Origin of the sequence: Cellulomonas soli (genome assembly GCF_052036975.1) — a bacterium.
Classification (GTDB): domain Bacteria; phylum Actinomycetota; class Actinomycetes; order Actinomycetales; family Cellulomonadaceae; genus Cellulomonas; species Cellulomonas soli_A.
Map to the genome: position 1 here is coordinate 204,974 of NZ_JBQIAR010000006.1, position 18,349 is coordinate 223,322.

15 protein-coding genes are annotated in these 18,349 nt (G+C 74.5%); 4 read left to right on the top strand and 11 right to left on the bottom strand.

The features are described from left to right. Positions 1-88: 88 nt before the first annotated feature. Both ACTHAM_RS08820 and ACTHAM_RS08825 read left to right on the top strand, forming a co-directional pair. The gene (locus ACTHAM_RS08820) at positions 89-655 is read left to right on the top strand and encodes an ArsR/SmtB family transcription factor (protein WP_440686465.1); all 567 of its coding nucleotides are present in this window, start codon (positions 89-91) and stop codon (positions 653-655) included. After that, entirely contained in the window at positions 652-1,920 is a 1,269-nt protein-coding gene (locus ACTHAM_RS08825) for an MFS transporter (protein ID WP_440686468.1), read from the top strand. The genes ACTHAM_RS08820 and ACTHAM_RS08825 overlap by 4 nt, the downstream gene beginning before the upstream one ends. 18 nt (positions 1,921-1,938) lie before the next feature. On the opposite strand, the gene ACTHAM_RS08830 is transcribed toward ACTHAM_RS08825, so the two are convergent. Together ACTHAM_RS08830 and ACTHAM_RS08835 are read right to left on the bottom strand one after the other, a co-directional pair. Beyond that, a complete protein-coding gene (locus ACTHAM_RS08830) occupies positions 1,939-4,515 on the bottom strand; it encodes a cation-translocating P-type ATPase (protein ID WP_440686470.1) in 2,577 nt (858 codons plus the stop codon). A 149-nt stretch (positions 4,516-4,664) separates the two neighbouring features. Beyond that, on the bottom strand, positions 4,665-5,393 hold the full coding sequence (locus ACTHAM_RS08835; protein ID WP_440686472.1) for a GIN domain-containing protein: 729 nt from the start codon (positions 5,391-5,393) through the stop codon (positions 4,665-4,667). A 325-nt stretch (positions 5,394-5,718) separates the two neighbouring features. Between ACTHAM_RS08835 and ACTHAM_RS08840 the strand changes: the two genes are divergently transcribed. Then, on the top strand, positions 5,719-6,198 hold the full coding sequence (locus ACTHAM_RS08840) for a hypothetical protein (protein ID WP_440686474.1): 480 nt from the start codon (positions 5,719-5,721) through the stop codon (positions 6,196-6,198). 40 nt (positions 6,199-6,238) lie between these two features. Here ACTHAM_RS08840 and ACTHAM_RS08845 read toward each other — a convergent pair whose 3' ends face one another. The 8 genes from ACTHAM_RS08845 to ACTHAM_RS08880 form a co-directional block, all read right to left on the bottom strand. After that, on the bottom strand, positions 6,239-7,570 hold the full coding sequence (locus ACTHAM_RS08845) for a hypothetical protein (protein WP_440686476.1): 1,332 nt from the start codon (positions 7,568-7,570) through the stop codon (positions 6,239-6,241). A 75-nt stretch (positions 7,571-7,645) separates the two neighbouring features. Next, the gene (locus tag ACTHAM_RS08850; protein ID WP_440686478.1) at positions 7,646-8,467 is read right to left on the bottom strand and encodes a YidC/Oxa1 family membrane protein insertase; all 822 of its coding nucleotides are present in this window, start codon (positions 8,465-8,467) and stop codon (positions 7,646-7,648) included. Between the two features lie 116 nt (positions 8,468-8,583). Beyond that, entirely contained in the window at positions 8,584-8,874 is a 291-nt protein-coding gene (locus ACTHAM_RS08855; RefSeq protein WP_440686480.1) for a DUF6412 domain-containing protein, read from the bottom strand. A gap of 92 nt (positions 8,875-8,966) precedes the next feature. After that, positions 8,967-9,785 carry an ABC transporter ATP-binding protein gene (locus ACTHAM_RS08860; RefSeq protein ID WP_440686482.1) on the bottom strand — a complete coding sequence of 273 codons (819 nt, stop codon included), beginning with the start codon at positions 9,783-9,785 and terminating at the stop codon, positions 8,967-8,969. A gap of 1 nt (position 9,786) precedes the next feature. Further along, complete coding sequence (locus ACTHAM_RS08865) at positions 9,787-11,646, bottom strand: dipeptide/oligopeptide/nickel ABC transporter permease/ATP-binding protein (RefSeq protein WP_440686484.1); 1,860 nt, start codon at positions 11,644-11,646, stop codon at positions 9,787-9,789. After that, the gene (locus ACTHAM_RS08870; protein ID WP_440686486.1) at positions 11,643-12,662 is read right to left on the bottom strand and encodes an ABC transporter permease; all 1,020 of its coding nucleotides are present in this window, start codon (positions 12,660-12,662) and stop codon (positions 11,643-11,645) included. The genes ACTHAM_RS08865 and ACTHAM_RS08870 overlap by 4 nt, the downstream gene beginning before the upstream one ends. Positions 12,663-12,665: 3 nt before the next feature. Further along, a complete protein-coding gene (locus tag ACTHAM_RS08875) occupies positions 12,666-14,177 on the bottom strand; it encodes an ABC transporter substrate-binding protein (RefSeq protein WP_440686488.1) in 1,512 nt (503 codons plus the stop codon). Positions 14,178-14,337: 160 nt separating this feature from the next. Beyond that, the gene (locus tag ACTHAM_RS08880; protein ID WP_440686491.1) at positions 14,338-16,014 is read right to left on the bottom strand and encodes a thiamine pyrophosphate-dependent enzyme; all 1,677 of its coding nucleotides are present in this window, start codon (positions 16,012-16,014) and stop codon (positions 14,338-14,340) included. 154 nt (positions 16,015-16,168) lie between these two features. On the opposite strand from ACTHAM_RS08880, the gene ACTHAM_RS08885 reads away from it, so the two are divergent. Next, on the top strand, positions 16,169-16,873 hold the full coding sequence (locus ACTHAM_RS08885) for a FadR/GntR family transcriptional regulator (protein WP_440686493.1): 705 nt from the start codon (positions 16,169-16,171) through the stop codon (positions 16,871-16,873). Positions 16,874-16,907: 34 nt separating this feature from the next. On the opposite strand, the gene ACTHAM_RS08890 is transcribed toward ACTHAM_RS08885, so the two are convergent. Beyond that, a partial coding sequence (locus tag ACTHAM_RS08890) for a S10 family peptidase (protein ID WP_440686495.1) occupies positions 16,908-18,349 on the bottom strand: 1,442 nt, incomplete at its 5' end.

An 18,349-nucleotide genomic window follows, 5' to 3' on the forward strand; every position in this document is an offset into this window, starting at 1 on the left:
TCACGCTAGCCGCAGGCCTGGCGGGCCGCGTGCCGGAGATGTACAAGAAGCCTTGTCAACCGCGCGGACCCTGGGCACCCTGGCGCCCATGCCTGTCGCCATCGACGTCCTCGTCGCCGTGCACCACCCGCTGCGTCGCCGCCTGCTGGACTACCTGTCGGTGGAGGGACCGGCGAAGGTCGGTACCCTCGCGGCGCACCTCGACCAGCAGGTCGGGAGCGTCTCGCACCACCTGCGGATGCTGGAGCGGGTGGGGGTGGTCGAGCGCGCCCCGGAGCTGAGCACCGACGGGCGCACCAGCTGGTGGCGCAGCACCGGGGGCAGCCTGACGTGGTCGGTCGACGACTTCGCCGGGCCGGCCGACCGGCTGCGGGCAGCCGCGGCCGAACGCCTCGACGCCGAGCGCAGCACGCGCAAGCTCGCCGAGTGGCACCGGGCCCGGGCGTCCGCCCCCGCCGAGCACCGCGACGCCGCCACGAGCATCGACTGGTCGGTGCGGGCGACGCCCGCCCAGCTGCAGGACCTCGGGCAACGCCTGGCCGACGTCGTCTCGGAATGGACCGACGACGTGCGGGCGGGCAGTCCCCCGGGCGGGGACGAGGGCACCACGATCCCGGCCCACGGGTTCATCCGCGTCTTCCCGAGCCGTCCGTGAGCGGGACCCCGGTCGCGCCGCCGTTCTCCCGGGACGTCCTCGCCCGCACCTGGCTGGCCGTCAAGGCGTTCTCCGACGCCGGCGACGCCGCGTGGACGGTGGCCCTGGCGTGGGTGGCCGTGCAGGTGGCCTCCCCCGCGGTCGCGGGCCTGGTGGTGGCCGCAGGGACGGTCCCCCGGGCGCTCGTGCTGCTGGTCGGTGGGGTTGCCGCCGACCGGCTCGACGCGCGCCGCGTGATGGTCGCCTCGACCGGTGCGCGACTGGTCGTGCTCGGTGCGGTGCTCGTGGTCGACGTCGGTGGGCAGATCACGTTGCCCGCGCTGCTGGTGGCCTCGGTCGCGTTCGGGGTGTGCGACGCCGTGTACGAGCCGTCGGCCGCCACCATCGGCAGGCAGCTGGTGCGACGCGAGGACCTGTCGGCGTACGCGGGCCTCGGTCAGGCGCTGAGCCGGCTGGGCACGCTGGCCGGGGCTGCGCTCGGCGGGCTGCTGGTCGCCCGCGGGGGTCTGGCCGGTGCGGCACTGTTCGACGCGGTGACGTTCGTCGCGGTCGGTGCCGTGCTGGTCGGCTGGCTGCGTCCACGCCACCGGTTGGCCCGCGCCGAGGCAGAGCCCGTGCTGCGGTCGGTCGCCGCCGGGTTCGCCCATCTGCGCACCGCACCCCACACCCGGTCGTTGGTGCTGACCCTGTCGGGTCTCAACCTGTTCGTGGGGCCGGCGTTGAGCATCGGGCTGGCCGTGCGCGCACAGGCCGACGGCTGGGGTGCCGCGGCGTTGGGCACCGCGACGTCGCTGGTCGGTGCGGGCGGCGTGCTGGGCTCGCTCGTGATGACCCGGTGGCGGCCCGGGCGGCCCGCCGTCGTGGCCTTCACGTGCCTGGTGGTGCAGGGGGCGGCGATCGTCGCGCTCGGTGCCGGTGGGCGCACCGTGAGCGCCGCGGCGTGCCTGGTGATCGGCGTGAGCGCCGGGATGGCCTCCACCCTGCTGGGGGCTCTGTTCGTCGCGACAGCGGACGAGGCGTACCTCGGGCGTCTGTCGGCGGTGCTGCGGCTGGGCGACGACGTGCTGATGCCGGCCGCCATGGCCGCGTTCGGTGCGCTGGTCTCGGTCGGCGGGGCCACCATGGCGTGCACGGTGTTCGGGGGCACCATGGCCGCACTGATGTTCGCCTCGCTGGTGCGCTCGTCGAGGTGGGCGCCGCCCGAGGCACCCGGGCCGGGGGTCACGAGCACCGCGAGCGCCGCACGGGAGTCACTGACGCGGTAGCCATGGCCCACGCCGAGCTCAGCGCGGGCGCGTCACGGCCTTGTGCACCCCGTCGACCACGGCGACCGCTGCACCGGTCGCGAGCGCACCCGCCCACCCGACCGGTCCGGGCCATGTGCCGCCGAGCAGCCCTGCCAGGGGTGTGGGCCCGACGAAGAGCACCAAGGCTGCGAGCTCACTGACGACCGCCCAGCCCAGGAGCCGGTTGCCGCGCCATCGCAGGGTCCACGCCGGGCGGGTCCGCGACCGGCAGGCGACCGCGTTGACCATCTGCCCGACGACGATCGCCGCGAACGCCGAACCGGACGCCGTGGCCAGCAGTGCCGGGGCGGGTGCCGCACCCCACGACCATCCGCCGACCGTCAGCACCGCCAGGAAGGTCGCCAAGGACCCGGCCGCCTCCGCCGGTCCCAGGATCCCGAGGGCGCGGACCAGCAGTCCGCGGTCGATCAGGTGCTCGGCGCGCACAGGGCCGTGCAGCGTGCGGGCGTGCGGCGGTTCGGCACCGAGAGCGAGTGCGGGAAGCAGGTCCGTCCCGATGTCCAGCGCGAGCACCTGCAGCACCCCGATGGCCAGCGGCACGTTGCCTCCCCCGAGGGCCCAGAGCACGAACGGTGCGAGCTCGGCCACGTTGTCGGTGAGGTGGTAGGTGAGGAACCGTCGGATGTTGTGCGTCGTGGCCCGGCCCAGCTCGACGGCCGCGACGATCGTCCCGAAGTGGTCGTCGAGCAGCACGAGGTCGGCGGCCTCCCGGGCGACGTCGCTGCCGCCGGCGCCCATCGCGACTCCGACGTCGGCTGCTCGCAGCGCCGGCGCGTCGTTGACGCCGTCGCCGGTCATCGCCACGACGTGCCCGGCGTCGTGCAGCGCCCGGGCGATCCGCAGCTTGTCCTCGGGAGTGACCCGTGCGACGACGGCACCGGAGGGGCGGTCCAGCAGCGCCGCGAGCGCCGCCGGGTCGGCGGGCAGGTCCGTGCCGAGCAGCGCCGCACCCTCACCGCGCAGCAGGCCCACCTGCCGTGCCACGGCCTGCGCGGTGGCGGGGTGGTCGCCGGTGACCATGATCAGCCGGATTCCCGCCTCGCGGCACGCGGACACGGCGTCGGCGACGTCCGGCCGTGGGGGGTCGTGCAACGCGATCAGGCCGATCAGCTGAAGGTCGTGCTCCGGGTCGCTCTCCGCGAGGAGGTCGTCGGCGGGCCGTCCGGCCACGGCCAGGACCCTGAGCCCCAGCGCCGCCAGCTCGTCGGAGCGGTGCGCGGCGGCGGCCACGTCGGTGCCCGGTCGGCAGACGGCCAGCACGGCTTCGGGTGCCCCGAGCACGTGCAGGTCGTGGCTGCCGCCGCCCTGCCCGGGGTGCAGGGCCTGCGTCACGACGGCCGACCGTCGCCGTGACGCGGTGTAGGGCAGGCGCCGAACGGGGCGGGGCCGCGCGGGCCCGCCGCACCGGCGGTCGAGCACGTCGAGCGCCGCCTCCATCGGGTCCCCGTCGGCGACCCAGCCGGCCCTCGTGTGGTGCACGGCACGCCCTTGGACGCACAGCGCAGCCGTGCGGGCGGCCAGGCGGACCGTGTCCCGCTGCGGCGGGGGCAGCGCGGGGCCGGGGTCGTAGTCGGAGCTGTCCAGCACCTGCTCCCCTGCTGGTGTCCACACCCGCGCGACGGTCATGTGGTTGAGCGTGAGGGTGCCGGTCTTGTCGGTGCAGATGAACGTCGTCGCACCGAGGGTCTCGACGGCGTCGAGCCGCCGGACCAGGGCGTGACGGCCGGCCATCCGTTGTGCCGCCCGGGCCAACGAGAGGGTGACCGTCGGCAGGAGCCCTTCGGGGACGAGCGCGACCATGACCCCCAGCCCGAGCAGGAAGCCGTCCACGAGGTCCAGGCCCAGCAGTGCCGCTCCCCCGCCCAGTGCGACGCCGACGACGACGGCGACGGTCGAGACGGTGCGCACGACACGGTCGAGCTCGCGCGCCAGGGGTGTCCGGTCGCGGGCGGTGGCGGTGGTCAGGGCGGCGATCCCGGCGAGCCGGGTGCGCGCACCGGTGAGCTCCACGACGGCTTCGGCTTCCCCCTCGACCACGAACGTGCCGCACAGGAGCCGGCCCCCGACCGTGGGGCGCACGGCCACGCTCTCGCCGGTCAGCAGCGACTCGTCGACGGCGAGCGCGTGGCCCTCGACCAGCCGCAGGTCGGCGCACACCCGGTCGCCGGCGCTGAGCAGCACCAGGTCACCGGCCACGACGTCCGTGGCGTCGCACGTGACGGGGTGCCCGTCGCGGCGCACGCGCACCCGCGACGGCACGAGGGAGCCGAGCCTCTCGGCCGCGCGGTCGGCCCGGTACTCCTGCCCGAACGCGAAGACACCGTTGACGAGCACGACGACGACGATCGCGACGGCGAGCGTCGTCATGCGCGCGAGCACGGCGAGTGCGGCCGCGGCCCACAGCATCCCGGCGAACCGGTGCGTCATCTGGGCTGCCAGCTGCCGCACCGGGTGGGGGCGCGCCGGCGCCGGCATCAGGTTCGGGCCGTCGTCGAGCAACCGCCTGGCTGCCTGCGCAGCCGTGAGGCCGGCCCCGGGCCCGGGCTCGCTCACCTTCAGCCGTCCCTTCCGACGTTGCACGGCCGACCCGGGCCCACGGGCGGTCGGTGTCAGGCGCGGCCCGGGGAGGCGGCGCTCTCACCCGTCATCGTGGGGCGCGGGCGCCGTCCGCGCACGCGAGGAGCCGCACAGGGCCGGGTCGGTCAGCCCTGGCGGACCTGGCCCCGGCCGTCGACGCGCGAGGTGACGTCCGCCCCGCCGGTGTGCGTCACCGAGCCGCTGCCGGCGATCTGCACGCCGAGCCGGCCGCTGACGGCCACGTCCACGTCACCGGACCCCGCGACGGAGACCGTGGCGTCGCGGGTGGTCAGGTCACCGGCGCTGTAGTCCCCCGAACCGTCCACGGTGACGACCTGGCCCGTGGCACGCCCCGTCAGGGCGACGACACCGGACCCTTGGATCGACACGGACACCTCGTCCACGTCCACGTCGTGCACCACGACGTCACCCGACCCGTCGACCTGCACGTCGAGCCGTTCCCCGGACGCCCCGTCGGCGTCGACGTCACCTGAACCTTCGACCCACAGCTGCTGCAGGTCCCCCAGCACGAGCTCGTACCGGATGTCGCCCGCAGCAGCCCCGGGGTGCCCGCCCTGGACGCCCAGCACGAGCACGCCGTCATGCACGTCGCTGGTCAGGTAGGGCAGGACGTTCTCGGCCGCGGTGACGGTGAGCCCCGGCACGTCGCCGCGGGCGATCGTCAGGGAGCCCGACGTGGTCAGCCGCACGGAGCTGACGTCACCCACCTCGCGCGGTTCGCTGGTCCGCGGCCCCGTCGGCACGTCGCACGCGCCGAGCCCGGAGGCCAGGGCCACCAGACCGACGGCCAGCAGACCGGCGACGACGGGTGCGGGGGTGCGGCGGCGTGTCATGAGGGTCCTCGTCGGTGCGGGGCACGGACCGTCCCGCGCCACGACCACCCTGGCAGCGGCCCCGCACCGGGCGGCATCGGGTGAACCCCTGACCTGCCCCTGAACGACCCCCGAGTCCGACCCGCATCAGCGCCCCTCACGGCGACGGCGGCGCGTCATCCGCGCGACAGCCCCCCGCCGTGTGCCGTTCACGGCAGCCTGACACGCTCACACGAGCGGTCCGACCGAGCACGCCCGCCGGGCCGTCCGACGGCGCCGACACCGAGGAGCCACGACCACGAGCGCGATCCTGCCCCGCCGGACCAGCCGCAGCGGCACCCGGATCGTGGTCCTCGTCCGGCTCGTCCTGGCGGTGCTGGTCGCCGCCCCGCTCGTCGCACTCACCCTGATGGGTGTGGACGACTGGCACCACGTGGACACCCGGTCCGTGCCCGGGGTGTCCACGACCACGCACTGCCGGTACGCCGAGGGCGACCCGGTGGCGTGCTTCGGCAGCTTCACCTCGGACGACGGCACCCTGGTGCTGCACGACGTGGAGATCCGGCTGGACCGCACACCCGACCGCACGGGGCCCGCGTCCGCCGCACCCTCCGGCGGGTCGTGGGTGGCCGCCGGGACGGGGTCCGGCCGGGTCGTGGCGCTGCTGGTGGCGCAGGCCCTGAGCACCGCGGGCGTGTGGCTCATCGCGTACGGCGTGACCATCGCCGCCCTGATCTGGCTGGTGCTGCTGTGGACCGCACGCCAGGTCGGCAGGGCCTTCACCTCGGTCGGCTCCGGCGCCTCGGTCTCACGCGTCGAGAGGTGAACCACCGGCCTGCCGACGTCCTGGTGCAGGGTCGGCCTCGCTAGAGGTGCGCGAGCTCGTGCTCGATCCGCTCGGTCGGATGCCGGGTGAGGACCCCGCTGCGCGCATCGAAGTCGGCACTGGTGACTGCCTGTTCGACCCCACCCGCCACCGTCTCGCCCAAGGCGAGGTCGAGGACGAGGAAGCTGACCTGGAGCCCACCGAGCCACACGAGCTTGGCGTCCTTGCCGGAGGGTGTGGCGTTGGACGAACCGGCATGGTCGATCGAGACGAACAGGACGTGCGACACACCTTTCGCCAAGGCACGCTCCCTGAGCAGCGCGGCCACGAGCGGCGGGAGGGTCCCGTCGGGGGACGCCATCAGCGCCGCCACGGTGTTCGCGGCCGTCAAGGCGCCGTCGACCACGGCGAGCGCGGCGGCGTCCGCCGCGTTGGCGGCGTCGGACTCGGCGAGGTGGACCGACACCTCGCGGGTCCGGCTGTCGAGCACGTCCGACACCTCGCCCTTCTTCGCCAGGTCGACGACCGCGGCACGGAGCTCACCGAGCTCGGCCTCGAGCCGGACGATGGCGGCGCGGCCTGTCGTGACCCTCGACCGCAACCCGACCGCGTCCGACAGCAGGCGTGCTGCCCTGGTCCGGCACGCGGCCAGCCGTTCCAGCAGAGGCGACGGGGCACCCACGGTGAAGCCGTCGACGAAGGTGTCGACCCCTCGACGGCGGAGCGTCCTGACCGTCTCTGCCACGAGGGGTGTGCCGGACGGGGTCATCACTCGTCCCGCGTAGGAGTACGACGTGCGGAACATGCCGACGACATCCATGGCGGCGCCCATCAGCGCGGGCGCGGCGCCGAGGATCCCGACCGCCGCGGTGGCCCCGGGCAGGAGCGCGGTGAGCGAGGCGGCAGCCCCCGCGAGCAGTGCGGGGCCCGCGATGGCCCGTTCACCCCTGTCCACCTCCCCGCTGGGGCCGGTGCCTTCCACGACCTCGAGGTTCGGAGGGCTCAGGTGGGCCTCGAGCATCGCCTCGGCCTCGGTGAGGACCCCCTCGAGCGCGGCGAGCTGCGCGTCGACGGCCGTGTGGGACCAGCACGAGTGCAGGAACGCGCGGTCCTCGACGACGAGCACGGCACGTGCCTTCAGGTCGACGACCGAGTCGACGACCGGGCCCACCACGTCGTCGAGCAACGAGTAGGCGATGAGGTTCTCCAGCTGTCCGTGCGCATCCGCGTCGACGCTCACCGAACCCGAGGCGGGCTTGGTCTCGCTCTCCGGAAGCTTGCCGAGGGCCGCCAGGAACGACTCGAGCGGGGTGGTGGTCGTGCTCTTCGAGTCCGATGCGGTCTCGCCAGCAGCGGTGTCGCCGGTCGCCATGATTGCCCCCTTGGATCAGTGTCCGACCCCATCCATCGTCCTCCAGGGCGGGCGATCCGGCGCGGCCACCGCGGGTCACGCGGACGCGTCGCGGACCGTCTCGAGCGGGTACCGGCGGCGCAGCACCAGCCGCTGCACGAACGTCCACCAGGCCGTGACCAGCAGGTAGAGACCCGCAGCCAACGGCACGAAGCACGCGACCACGGCCGTCATGAACTGCAGGGCACCCAGAGCACGCTGCACCCGCACCCCCGCCAGGGGGTTCGCCGCCGCACCCGGCGTCCCCGGTGCCCCGGCAGACGCGACCGGCGACGACGGAACGGGGCCCGCGAGCCGACCACCCGGCGACGAGGCCCGCCGGGTCAGCTCGCCGACCAGCGCGATCCCCAGCACGACCGCGCCGACCACCAGCACCGTCGCGAGCGTGGCCGCGCCACCACCGGGCACGTGCACCAGGCTCGACCCGAGCGGCACCCCGGCGAGGGTCCGACCGAGCAGCGCGTTGCCGTGCCCCGCGACCTGCGTGTGGATGAACACCCCGTAGATGACGCCCAGCACGGGCATCTGCACCAGCAGGGGAACGACGCCCGCGAACGGGGTGGTGCCCTCGTCCGCGTACAGCCGCATCGTCGCCCTCTGCAGCTGCTCCGGGTCGTGGCGGTGGCGGCGCTGCAGTTCGGCCAGCTGCGGCGCCAGGCGTGCACGGGTCCGCTCGGCTCTCGCCTGCGAGACACCCACGGGCACGAGCACGGCACGCACGGCCAGGGTCACGAGCACCACCGCCGCGGCGGCCGCGGCCTCACCGGCGACGGGTTCGAGCAGGTCGGTCAGGCCCATCAGGGCGCGGTAGGCAGCATCGAGCAGCGCCGCAACGGGCGGCCAGGCATAGACGTTCATGGGGGTCCCTCGGTCGGACGAACGGGTGGGTGCGCGTTCGCCGACCACCCCGTGCACGCAGGGGCGGGACGCCACGCATCGCGCGGCGTCGGGTCAGTGGTCCTGGGCCGGGGTGGTCAGCCGAGGCAGCAGCCGGGAGCCCGAGGTCGGGCCCGCCCGGGTGCGTCCGGGTCGCTCTGCGCCACGAACGGGCGCACGTCCAGCGCGTCGCGCACGTGCCCGGCCGGCAGGGCCGTCACGTCGAGCGTGGCCAGGCTCGTCGTCCCCCGGACCAGGAGCGCTGCGGCAGCCGCAGCGAGGGTCGCGGCACCCAGCAGGACGAGCGTGGTCGTCAGGGTGTGGGCGCCCAGCAGGAGCGCGACCGAGGCCGCAGCATCACCCACGACCGCGAGGAGCACGTCACCCATGGCGCCTCCTCGGATCAGATCGCCGACGAGCCAGTCGACCAGGCCCACGATACGACGCCGAGAGTGTCAGGAGAACGGGCCCTCGCGACACGTCACGGGGCGTGGAGGCCGTCACCCAGCAACACGTCCCGCCCGGCGTCCTCGATCCGCGGCAGGGCCGAGATGAGCCCCTGCGTGTACGGGTGCCCGGGCGTCGCGACCACCTGCTCGGTCGGCCCGTGCTCGACGACCTTGCCGCGGTGCATGACGACGACCTCCTGCGCCATGTACCGCACGGCCGCGAGGTTGTGGCTGATGAACAGCATCGACAGGCCGAGCTCGGTCTGCAGCTCGCGCATCAGGTTGAGCACGACGCCCTGCACGGACGCGTCGAGCGCGCTGGTGATCTCGTCGGCGACGATCAGCCGGGGTCGGACCGCCAGCACGCGGGCGATCGCGACGCGCTGGCGCATGCCGCCGGAGATCTGCCGGGGGTGCTGCCGGGCGACGTCCGGGTCGAGGCGCACCAGCTCGAGCAGCTCGCGCACGGCCTCGGCACGGCCGGAGGCGGGCACGGCGGAGTGCACCGCGAGCACCTCGGCGATGGCCTCGCCGACGCGCATCCGCGGGTTGAGCGAGGAGTACGGGTCCTGGAAGACCATCTGGACCATCGACGCCCGGGCGCGGGCGCCGGTCCGGCCGCGCCGCGTCATGTCGTGGTCGTCCACCGCGATGGTGCCCGCGTGCACGGGTGCCATCCCGACGATGGCGCGGGCGAGCGTCGACTTGCCCGACCCGGACTCCCCGACGACGCCGACCACACCGCCCCGGGGGACGGTGAGGGAGACCCCGTCGACGGCGTGCACGGCGCGCGGTCCGTGGCCGTAGCGGACGACGAGGTCGTTGACCTCCAGGACGTCGGCACCACGCATCTCAGGCCACCTCTTCCTCGCGTCGTCCGGGGGCGGCGAGCAGCGCCTCCACGGTCGCCAGCGGTGTCGTGACGTCGGTCGACAGGTCCGGCAGGGCCTGGACCAGCGCCCGCGAGTACGGGTGCGCGAGCCGTTCCGGGGTCCGCAGGTCGGCGGTCGGGAACGCGTCGACGACCTCGCCGTGGTACATCACGACCAGTCGCTGACACAGCTCGCCGAGCACCGCGATGTCGTGCGACACGACGACCGCCGTCTGCCCGTTCTCGGCGCACTGGCGACGCAGCAGCGTGAGCACCTGACGCTGCACGGTGACGTCGAGGGCGGTGGTCGGTTCGTCGGCCACGAGCAGCGGCGGCCCGGAGATCTGCGCCATGGCGATGAGGGCCCGCTGGCGCATGCCGCCGGAGAACTCGTGCGGGAACTGCCGAGCGCGCCGCTCCGGGTCGGAGATCTGCACCGCGCCGAGGGCCTCGACCGCCTGCTGGTGCGCCGCGCGCCGCGAGGGGCGCTCGACCCCGGCCACGCGGGACGCCCGGGGCACCTCGGCGAGCTGGGTGCCGACCCGCAGCGCGGGGTTGAGGGCGGTGAGCGAGTCCTGGAACACCATCCCGACGGCACGCAGCGCGGCCGACCGGTCGCGGGGCGTGAGCACGAGCAGGTCCTCGCCGCGCAGCAGCATCCGGTCGGCGTGCACGCGGGCGGTCGGGTCGGCCAGCCCGGCGATCGCCGTCATGGTGACGGACTTGCCGCTGCCGGACTCCCCGACCACGCCGACGATCTCGCCGGGCATGAGCACCAGGTCGACCCCGCGGACCACGGCGCGCGGGCCGTCCGGTCCGGGGAACGTGACCCGCAGCCCACGCACCTCGAGCAGCGCACCGTCGACCGGCTCCGGCAGCGCGACGGACGTCTCGGTGAGGAGCTGCTCGGCACTCTCACGGTGACCGACGGGACGGGTGCGCCCGCCGCGCAGGTGGGCGGCCAGCGACTCGCCGAGCATGCCGAACGTCAGGCCGGCCAGGATGATCACGGCACCGGGGCCGAGGGCCGCGGCGGAGCTCGTGTAGATCTGGTCGAAGCCGTCGGCGAGCAGACGCCCCCAGTCGAAGTCCGGCGGCTGCACGCCGACCCCGAGGAAGCTCAGCGAGGACAGCGCGAGCAGCCCGCCGCCGATCGACAGCGTGACGTTGACGATGACCGGCTCGGCGATGTTCGGCACGACGTACCGGGTGAGCTGGCGGGTGCGCGAGATGCCGAGCAGCCGCGCGGCCGCCAGGTACTCCGAGCCACCGACGCGGGCCGCGAGGGTCTGGGTGAGCCGGGCGAAGGACGGGGTCATGGTCACGGCCAGCGCGATCACGGCGGTGACCGTCCCGGCGTCCAGCAGGATCACGACGAGCATCGCGACCAGCAGCACCGGGAACGCCAGCCACGTCGTGATCACGGCGGAGGCGGCACGCTGGACCCGTGCCCCGAACGCCACGGGCAGCCCGCCGAGCAGCACCCCGGCGACGGCGCCCGCGGCGGTGGCGCTGAGCGCCATGACGAGCGACAGGCGCGTCGCGACCATCACCCGGGCGAAGATGTCACGCCCGAGCGCGTCGGTGCCGAACCAGTGCTCGCCACTCGCGGGCAGCAGCACCGCGTCGGGGTGCGTGGCGGTGGCCGCCTCGCCCCACACGGTCGGCCCGATCACCGCGACGACGACGAACGCCGCGAGCAGCACCAGGGACACGGCGGCCATGGGCGAGGCGAGGAACCGGGCGGCGCCCGAGCGGGCACGCCCGGCGCGGGCGGCGGGTGCGGCGGCCGGCACCGTGGCGGTCGGGGTGGCGGTCGGGGTGGCGGACAGGGTGCTCATGAGGTCTCGATCAGGGTGCTGCGCCGGTCGATCAGCGCGATGACCACGTCCACCAGCAGGTTCACCAGCAGCACGATCGCGGCGTAGACCAGGGCGAGCCCCTGGACGATGCCGTAGTCGCGTGTGGTGATCGCGGTGACGAACGCGTTGCCCATGCCGGGCCAGTTGAACACCCGCTCGACCAGCACCGAACCGGTGACCAGGGTGGCGAGCAGGCCGCCGCCGAGCGTGAGCACGGCCGTGAGCATGTTCGGCAGCACGTGCCGCACGTAGATCCGTGGGGCACCGAGCCGTTTGGAGCGTGCCGTGCGCACGTAGTCCTCGCCGAGCGCGTCGAGCGCCTCGACCCGCGCGATGCGGGCGAGGGCGCACGTGGAGGACAGCGCGAGCGCGATCACGGGCAGCACGTACGCGGCGGCGGAGCCGTTGCCGGCGACGGGCAGCAGCCGCAGGTTCACCGAGACGACCACCACGAGCAGGACGCCGAGCAGGTAGTCCGGCACGGAGGCGAGGAAGCCGGTGATCCCGGTGAACGCGAGCTCCGTGCCGCGCCGCCGGCCGCCGTAGGTGCGCACGGCGACGAGCAGCCCGATCGGGACGGCGAGCAGCAGCACGACGACGAACGCCAGCGCCGCGAGCTCGAGGGTGGCCGGCAGGCGCGTCGCGACGAGGTCGGTGACGGAGCGGCCGGTGATGAGGGAGACGCCGAGGTCGCCGCGCAGCAGCCCGGTCAGGTAGTCGAGGTACTGCGCGGGCAGGGGGTCGTCGAGCCCGAGCTGGGCCCGGCGTTCGGCGACGAGGTCCGGCGAGGCCGTGGGGCCCAGCGCGTTGCGCACCGGGTCTCCCCCGGCCACACGCAGCACCAGGAACGCCAGGGTGACGACCACGAGCATCGAGGCCACAGCCCGGCCGAACCGTCGGGCGAGGAACCCCCACCAGGGGTGCAGGGTGCGGGACCGCGCGCCCGCCGAGGGGTCGGCGCCGGGCACGGGCCCCTCGGCGAGCGCGACGGTCACGGCTCAGCCCACCCGCAGCGTGGTGGGCAGCAGCTGCCCGTTGCTGTTCACGCCGAGCTCGACGCCGGAGCCGAAGAACGTCTCGGTGTCCTCCCAGAGCGGCAGCACGTCGACGTTGGCGAACAGGGCGGCCTCGGCGGCCGACCAGGCCCCGCAGGAGTCCTCGCCGGAGAGCTGCTGCGCCTCGGCGACGGCGGCCTGGTACGCGGTGTTGGCGTTGTAGGTCCAGTTGCCGCCGTCCGGCGGGAAGTCGCCGGACAGGATGCCTGCCCAGATGCTCGGCAGCTCCGCGCTGATCGGGGCCCAGACCAGGTCCCAGTCACCGCCGGAGAAGATCACGTCGGTGTACGAGGCGGACGGGGTGAGCTCGACGGTGACGCCCACCGCGGCGAGCTCCTCCTGGATCAGCTCGACTCCCGCGGTGATGCCGGGGCCGCCCGCGCTGTTGTAGAGCAGCTTGAGCGTGATCCCGGCGTCGGCCAGGACGGTCTCGGCGGCGGCCGGGTCGTGGGCGGGAATCGACGCGGCGTTGTCCTCGCCGACGCACACGCTGGACGAGTTCGACATCAGCGAGGTCATCGCCTGGCCCCGCCCGCCGGTGGAGACCGAGCCGACGGCGTCGCGGTCGATCGCCTGGGCGATGGCCTCGCGCACGGCGAGGTCGTGGGTGGCGCGGCCCGGCGCCTGGTTGAAGAAGAGGCGCCCCGGGCCGGCCGAGACGTCGACGGTGGTCAGGTCCTCGCCGGAGAGCCGGTCGCGGTCGGTGCCGCCGATCTGCACGATGTCGAGGTCGCCGGTGGTCAGCATGTTCGCGGCCGTCGTGTCGTCGGCGACGACCTCGACCTCGAGCGTGGCGGGCATGCCCTCGGTCGGGGACCCGTAGTCGTCGCGCAGCGTGTAGGTGTAGCTCAGCCCGGCGTCGGCGGTGTCGAGCACGTACGGGCCGGTGCCGGCGGTCGTGGTGTCGAGCGTGGTCGGGTCGGCCAGACCGTCGGCACACACGATCGGCAGCTGGCCGACCGTCTCCAGCGGGAAGCTGAGCGGGGTGGCGAAGGCGAAGGTCACCACGCCGGCGTCGTCGTCGGCCGTGACCGTCATGCCTTCCGAGGGCACGTAGACGTCGAGGAACGGCGAACCGGTCGCGGGGTCGGCGGCATAGTCGAAGGTGGCTTTCACGTCGCTGGCGGTCAGCGGCTCGCCGCTGGAGCACGTGGCGTCGGGCGAGAGGGTGAAGGTGGCGGAGGTCGGCGTGACCTCCCAGTCGGTGGCCAGGAGACCTTCGGCCGCGGCGCCGGCGGGCAGCCGCACGAGCGACTCGTACGCGAGCAGCGCGAGCTGCTGGCCGTCGCCGGTGGCGTTGGTGATCGGGTTCAGCACGCCGGGGTCGGAGGCCACCGCGAAACGGGTCGCGGCCGAGCCGTCACCGGTGCCCGTGTCGGCCGAGCTGCCGCTCGAACAGGCCGCGAGCGACGCCGACACCACGACGGCGCCGACGAGGACAGAGGAGCGCTTCATGAGGGTGTCTCCGATCATCGGGGGGGCACTGCACTCAGAGGTGGTACGACAGAAATCAGTATGATCAATACGCTTTATCGGAGCGTATCCGTGGTGTGTCGTGCAGGTTTCCCGCCTCCGGGCCACCGCCGGTGGGGTCGGCAGAGCCGGCCGGGCACCGTCAGGCGGGCGGCGCGACCCGGTCGGCGCCCGGCGCGAGCGGCGCCGGCGTGGACAGCCCCTCGTGGATCAGGTGCCACGGCGACGGGAACTCCCCCACCGGCACCTCGATCAGCACCGGCTCGCGCGCCGTCAGCGCGTCGGCCACCGCCGCGGCCAGCCCCGCCGGGTCCCACACCGTCACGGCCCGGATGCCGAAGGCCGCCGCCAGCGCCGGGTAGTCGGGGTTGGTGAGGTCGCTGGCGAACACCCGTCCGCCGTAGGAGTCGCGCTGGATGCGCCGCACGTTGCCGAAGTACCCGTCACGGAACACGATCGTCACCACCGCCAGGCCGTACCGCTTGGCGGTCGACAGCTCGGGCAGGGTCCACGAGAAGCCGCCGTCACCGTTGACCGAGACCACCGCACGGGCCGGGTCGGCGGTCTGCGCACCGAGGGCCGTCGCGAAGCCGTAGCCGAGGGTGCCCTGGTAGCCGGGGCCGAGGTAGCCGCGCGGGCCGTAGGTCGGCAGGCACAGGCTCGCCGCGTAGCCGATCTGGGTGTACTCGCTGACGAACACCGCATCCGCGGGCAGCACGTCGCGCAGCGCGGTCAGGTACTCCCACTGCGGGGAGATCTCCGTCAGTCGACCGGCCACCCACGCACGGGCGGCGGCCAGCTCGTCCTCGCGGGACGGCCGCCGCGGCAGGCCGGGTGCCGTCACCTCGGCGAGCAGGGCGGTCAGCGTGGCCCGGGCGTCGCCGCGCAGCGCGAGCCGCGGCTCGCGGATGCCGCCCAGGTGCTCCGGCTCGGAGTTGACCAGCAGCACCGGCGCCCCGCCCGTGTCGACCCGGGTGCCGAAGGTCGAGACGAACCGGCTGCCCACGGCGAGCACCAGGTCGGCGTCCTCGCGCAGCGTGCGCAGCGCGAGGGAGTCGAATGCCAGCCGGTGCCGGGCGTCGATCGCCCCGCGACCGTTCTCGCTGACCAGCACCGGCGCCTCGAGGGCCTCGGCGAGCGCCACCAGCTCCGCCTGCGCACCCGACGCGCGGATGCCGCCGCCCACGTAGAGCAGCGGACGCTCGGCGGCGAGCAGCAGCCGGGCGGCCTCGACCACCTGGTCGTTGGGCGGGGCCGTGCGTGTGTGGGCCACCCGAGCGGGGACCGCGACGTCGTCGACGACCTCGGCCAGCACGTCCGGCGGCACCTCGATCGCCACCGGTCGCGGCCGGTCGGAGCGCAGCCGCCGGAACGCCTCGACGACCAGCCCGGGGATGTCCGCCGCGCGCCGCGCCGTCCCGGTCCACCCGGTCACGCGCTCGAGCACGCCGGTCTGGTCGGGCAGCTCGTGCAGCACGCCGAACCCCTGACCGATCTGGTCGGAGCGGATCTGTCCGGCGATCAGCAGCACGGGCGAGCCGGTGGCGTACGCGGTGGCCAGGCCTGCGAGGGCGTTGAGCACGCCGGGGCCGGGCACGACCATCGCGACGCCGACCTGGCCCGAGCTGCGGGCGTACCCGTCGGCCATGTAGGTCGCGGCCTGCTCGTTGCGCACGCACGTGAAGTGGATGGCGTCCTGCCGCGCGTGCAGGGCATCGGCCGCGGCGTCGAGCTGCACGCCCGGGATGCCGAACACCTCGGTCACGCCCTGGGCCAGCAGCGAGGCCACCAGCAGCTGGCCACCGGTCTGTCGCGTCATGTCACTCGCCTCTCGTGCGTCGACCCGCGGGCCAACGCCACCATTTGTGTGTATTGATCAGTACTGTTCTGGTGCGACAGGTCACCCGAACCGGGTGCCCCGCCCGACCGACCGGCTACCGCCGGCTCGTCGCTGGACCGTGAGGGAGACCCCGATGACCACGCCGCGCCCCCGCAGCCGCCCGGCCGCGTCCGCCGCCGACTACGTGGCCGACGACCTGCAGCGCCGCATCGGCGAGCAGGGCTGGGCCCCCGGGCGCCGGATCGGCACGAAGGTCGAGCTGTGCGCCGAGTACCAGGTGGCCCCGGCCACGCTCGGTGAGGCGTTGCGCGTGCTGCGCGCCCGGGACGCCGTCGAGGTCCGGCCCGGCCCCGGTGGCGGCATCTTCGTGGCGGCGCAGTCCCCGCTGATCCGGCTCGCCTACGAGGTGCTGGACCTGCGGCAGGCCGGCACCGCGGTGAACGACGTGGTCGAGGTGCTCGACGCGCTGGACGACGCGGTGCTGCACGACGCCGCACGGCACCGCACCGAGGCCGACCTGGCCGACCTGGACGCGCTGCTCGCCGAGCTCGAGAGCACGTGGGCCCACCCGTCCGACGGCCTGCACCCGAACTGGCGCCTGCACCGCCGGATCGCGGAGATCTCGCCGAACGTGGTGCTGCGGACCTTCTACCGGAACCTGGTCGACTACATCACCGCGGAGAGCCAGACCGACGTCACCCTGGGCGTGATCGGCCTGGAGCCGACCTCCGAGGAGCGCTTGCAGGTGCACCGCGACCTGGTGGCCGCCATCCGCAGCCAGGACCCGGACGAGCTCGCCGCCGTGCTGCGGGCGCACCGCACCGCCGTCGCCCCCTGAGCGGCGGCCGCGGCGCAGCACGTCCGCGCGCACGTCACACGCCCCGCAGGAACGCACTGACGTCCGCGGTCATCGCCGCGAGCGCCGCGTCGTCCACGAAGGCCATGTGCCCCGAGTCGTAGGCGCGCACGGTCACGTTGGCGCGCAGCCGCTCGCCGAGGAACAGGTGCGCCAGGTCGTGACGTGCGCCGAGGTACGGCGTCGCCAGGTCGTACCGCCCGCCGAGCACCAGCACGCGCAGGTGCGGGTTGCGACGCATCGCGGCAGACAGGTCCAACGCGACGTTGGGCAGCGGCATCGGCTCGTCGATGGCCGGGGCGCGGTGCCGCCAGTCCCACGCGGGCTCGACGACCATGTTGTTCAGGGGCACGTAGGCGGTCGGCGAGACGTACCCGATGTCGTGCGCCAGGTGGTCGGCGAACGTGGTGACCAGCGCCGAGGTCACCCCGGCGGTGGCCGCGTCGTCGGTGGCCGGGTCCATCGCCCCGCCGCCCACCACGTAGGCGTGCTCGGCGACGAACCGGGTGTCGAACCGGCCGATCAGCCGACCTTCGTCCGCGAGCAGCCGGGCGCGGAACTCCTCGAGGCCGACCCGCAGGTGCCGGGAGGCCAGGTGGCCGGCGTCGAGCCCGACGAAGGCCGCCATCGCCTCCGCGACCCGCACCTCCTCGGCGGGGTCGAGGCCGTCGCCCCGCTGCAGCGCTGACGCGTACGGCCCCTGCGCGAAGTCGATCGCTGCCGCGTCGAACGCGGCGTCGTCCAGCTCGGCGTGCCCGGCGCGCCCGTGGTACCGGGCCGTGGCGGCGAAGGTCGGCAGCAGGTTCACGAAGCCCTGGTCGGCCCCGGGCAGGTTCGCGGTCCAGTCGAGCAGGGTCGACAGCAGCACCACGCCGTTGAGGTCCAGGCCCATGTTCTGCAGCCGGTGCGCGACGACCGCGGCGCGCGTGGTGCCGTACGACTCGCCGAACAGGTAGCGCGGGGAGTTCCACCGTCCGGTGACCGCCAGGTGCCGCAGGATCGCCCGCGCGAACACGTCGGCGTCGGCGTCCACGCCCCACACCCGGGCGGGGTCGACGCCGTCCAGGATCCGCGAGTGCCCGGTGCCGGGGGCGTCGATGAACACCAGGTCGCTGGTCGGCAGCAGCGACCGGGTGTTCGCCTCGATCGTGTACGGCGCGGGCGGGGTGGCGTGCGGGGTGCTCTGCGCGGGCCGGCGCGGGCCGAAGCCGCCGACGTTGAGCCACAGGCTGGCCGAGCCGGGGCCGCCGTTGAACAGGTAGGTCAGCGGTCGGTCCGGGCTCACCGCGTCGCCGGTGGACGTGTAGGCGACGTAGAACAGCGTCGCCAGCGGCTGCCCCGCGCCGTCGCGGACCAGCAGGTGGCCGGCGTCGGCCCGGTACGGCAGGTCGCCCGCGGGGGTGGTCAGCACCAGGTTCGCGGAGACGACGACCTCGCGCTCGTCGGCGGGCGGCTCCG

Coding starts and splice junctions, on each gene's coding strand:
- ACTHAM_RS08820 (WP_440686465.1), top strand. CDS start 89: ATGCCTGTCGCCATCGACGTCCTCGTCGCCGTGCACCACCCGCTGCGT.
- ACTHAM_RS08860 (WP_440686482.1), bottom strand. CDS start 9,785: ATGCGTGGTGCCGACGTCCTGGAGGTCAACGACCTCGTCGTCCGCTAC.
- ACTHAM_RS08855 (WP_440686480.1), bottom strand. CDS start 8,874: ATGGGTGACGTGCTCCTCGCGGTCGTGGGTGATGCTGCGGCCTCGGTC.
- ACTHAM_RS08885 (WP_440686493.1), top strand. CDS start 16,169: ATGACCACGCCGCGCCCCCGCAGCCGCCCGGCCGCGTCCGCCGCCGAC.
- ACTHAM_RS08835 (WP_440686472.1), bottom strand. CDS start 5,393: ATGACACGCCGCCGCACCCCCGCACCCGTCGTCGCCGGTCTGCTGGCC.
- ACTHAM_RS08880 (WP_440686491.1), bottom strand. CDS start 16,014: ATGACGCGACAGACCGGTGGCCAGCTGCTGGTGGCCTCGCTGCTGGCC.
- ACTHAM_RS08875 (WP_440686488.1), bottom strand. CDS start 14,177: ATGAAGCGCTCCTCTGTCCTCGTCGGCGCCGTCGTGGTGTCGGCGTCG.
- ACTHAM_RS08850 (WP_440686478.1), bottom strand. CDS start 8,467: ATGAACGTCTATGCCTGGCCGCCCGTTGCGGCGCTGCTCGATGCTGCC.
- ACTHAM_RS08845 (WP_440686476.1), bottom strand. CDS start 7,570: ATGGCGACCGGCGACACCGCTGCTGGCGAGACCGCATCGGACTCGAAG.
- ACTHAM_RS08865 (WP_440686484.1), bottom strand. CDS start 11,646: ATGAGCACCCTGTCCGCCACCCCGACCGCCACCCCGACCGCCACGGTG.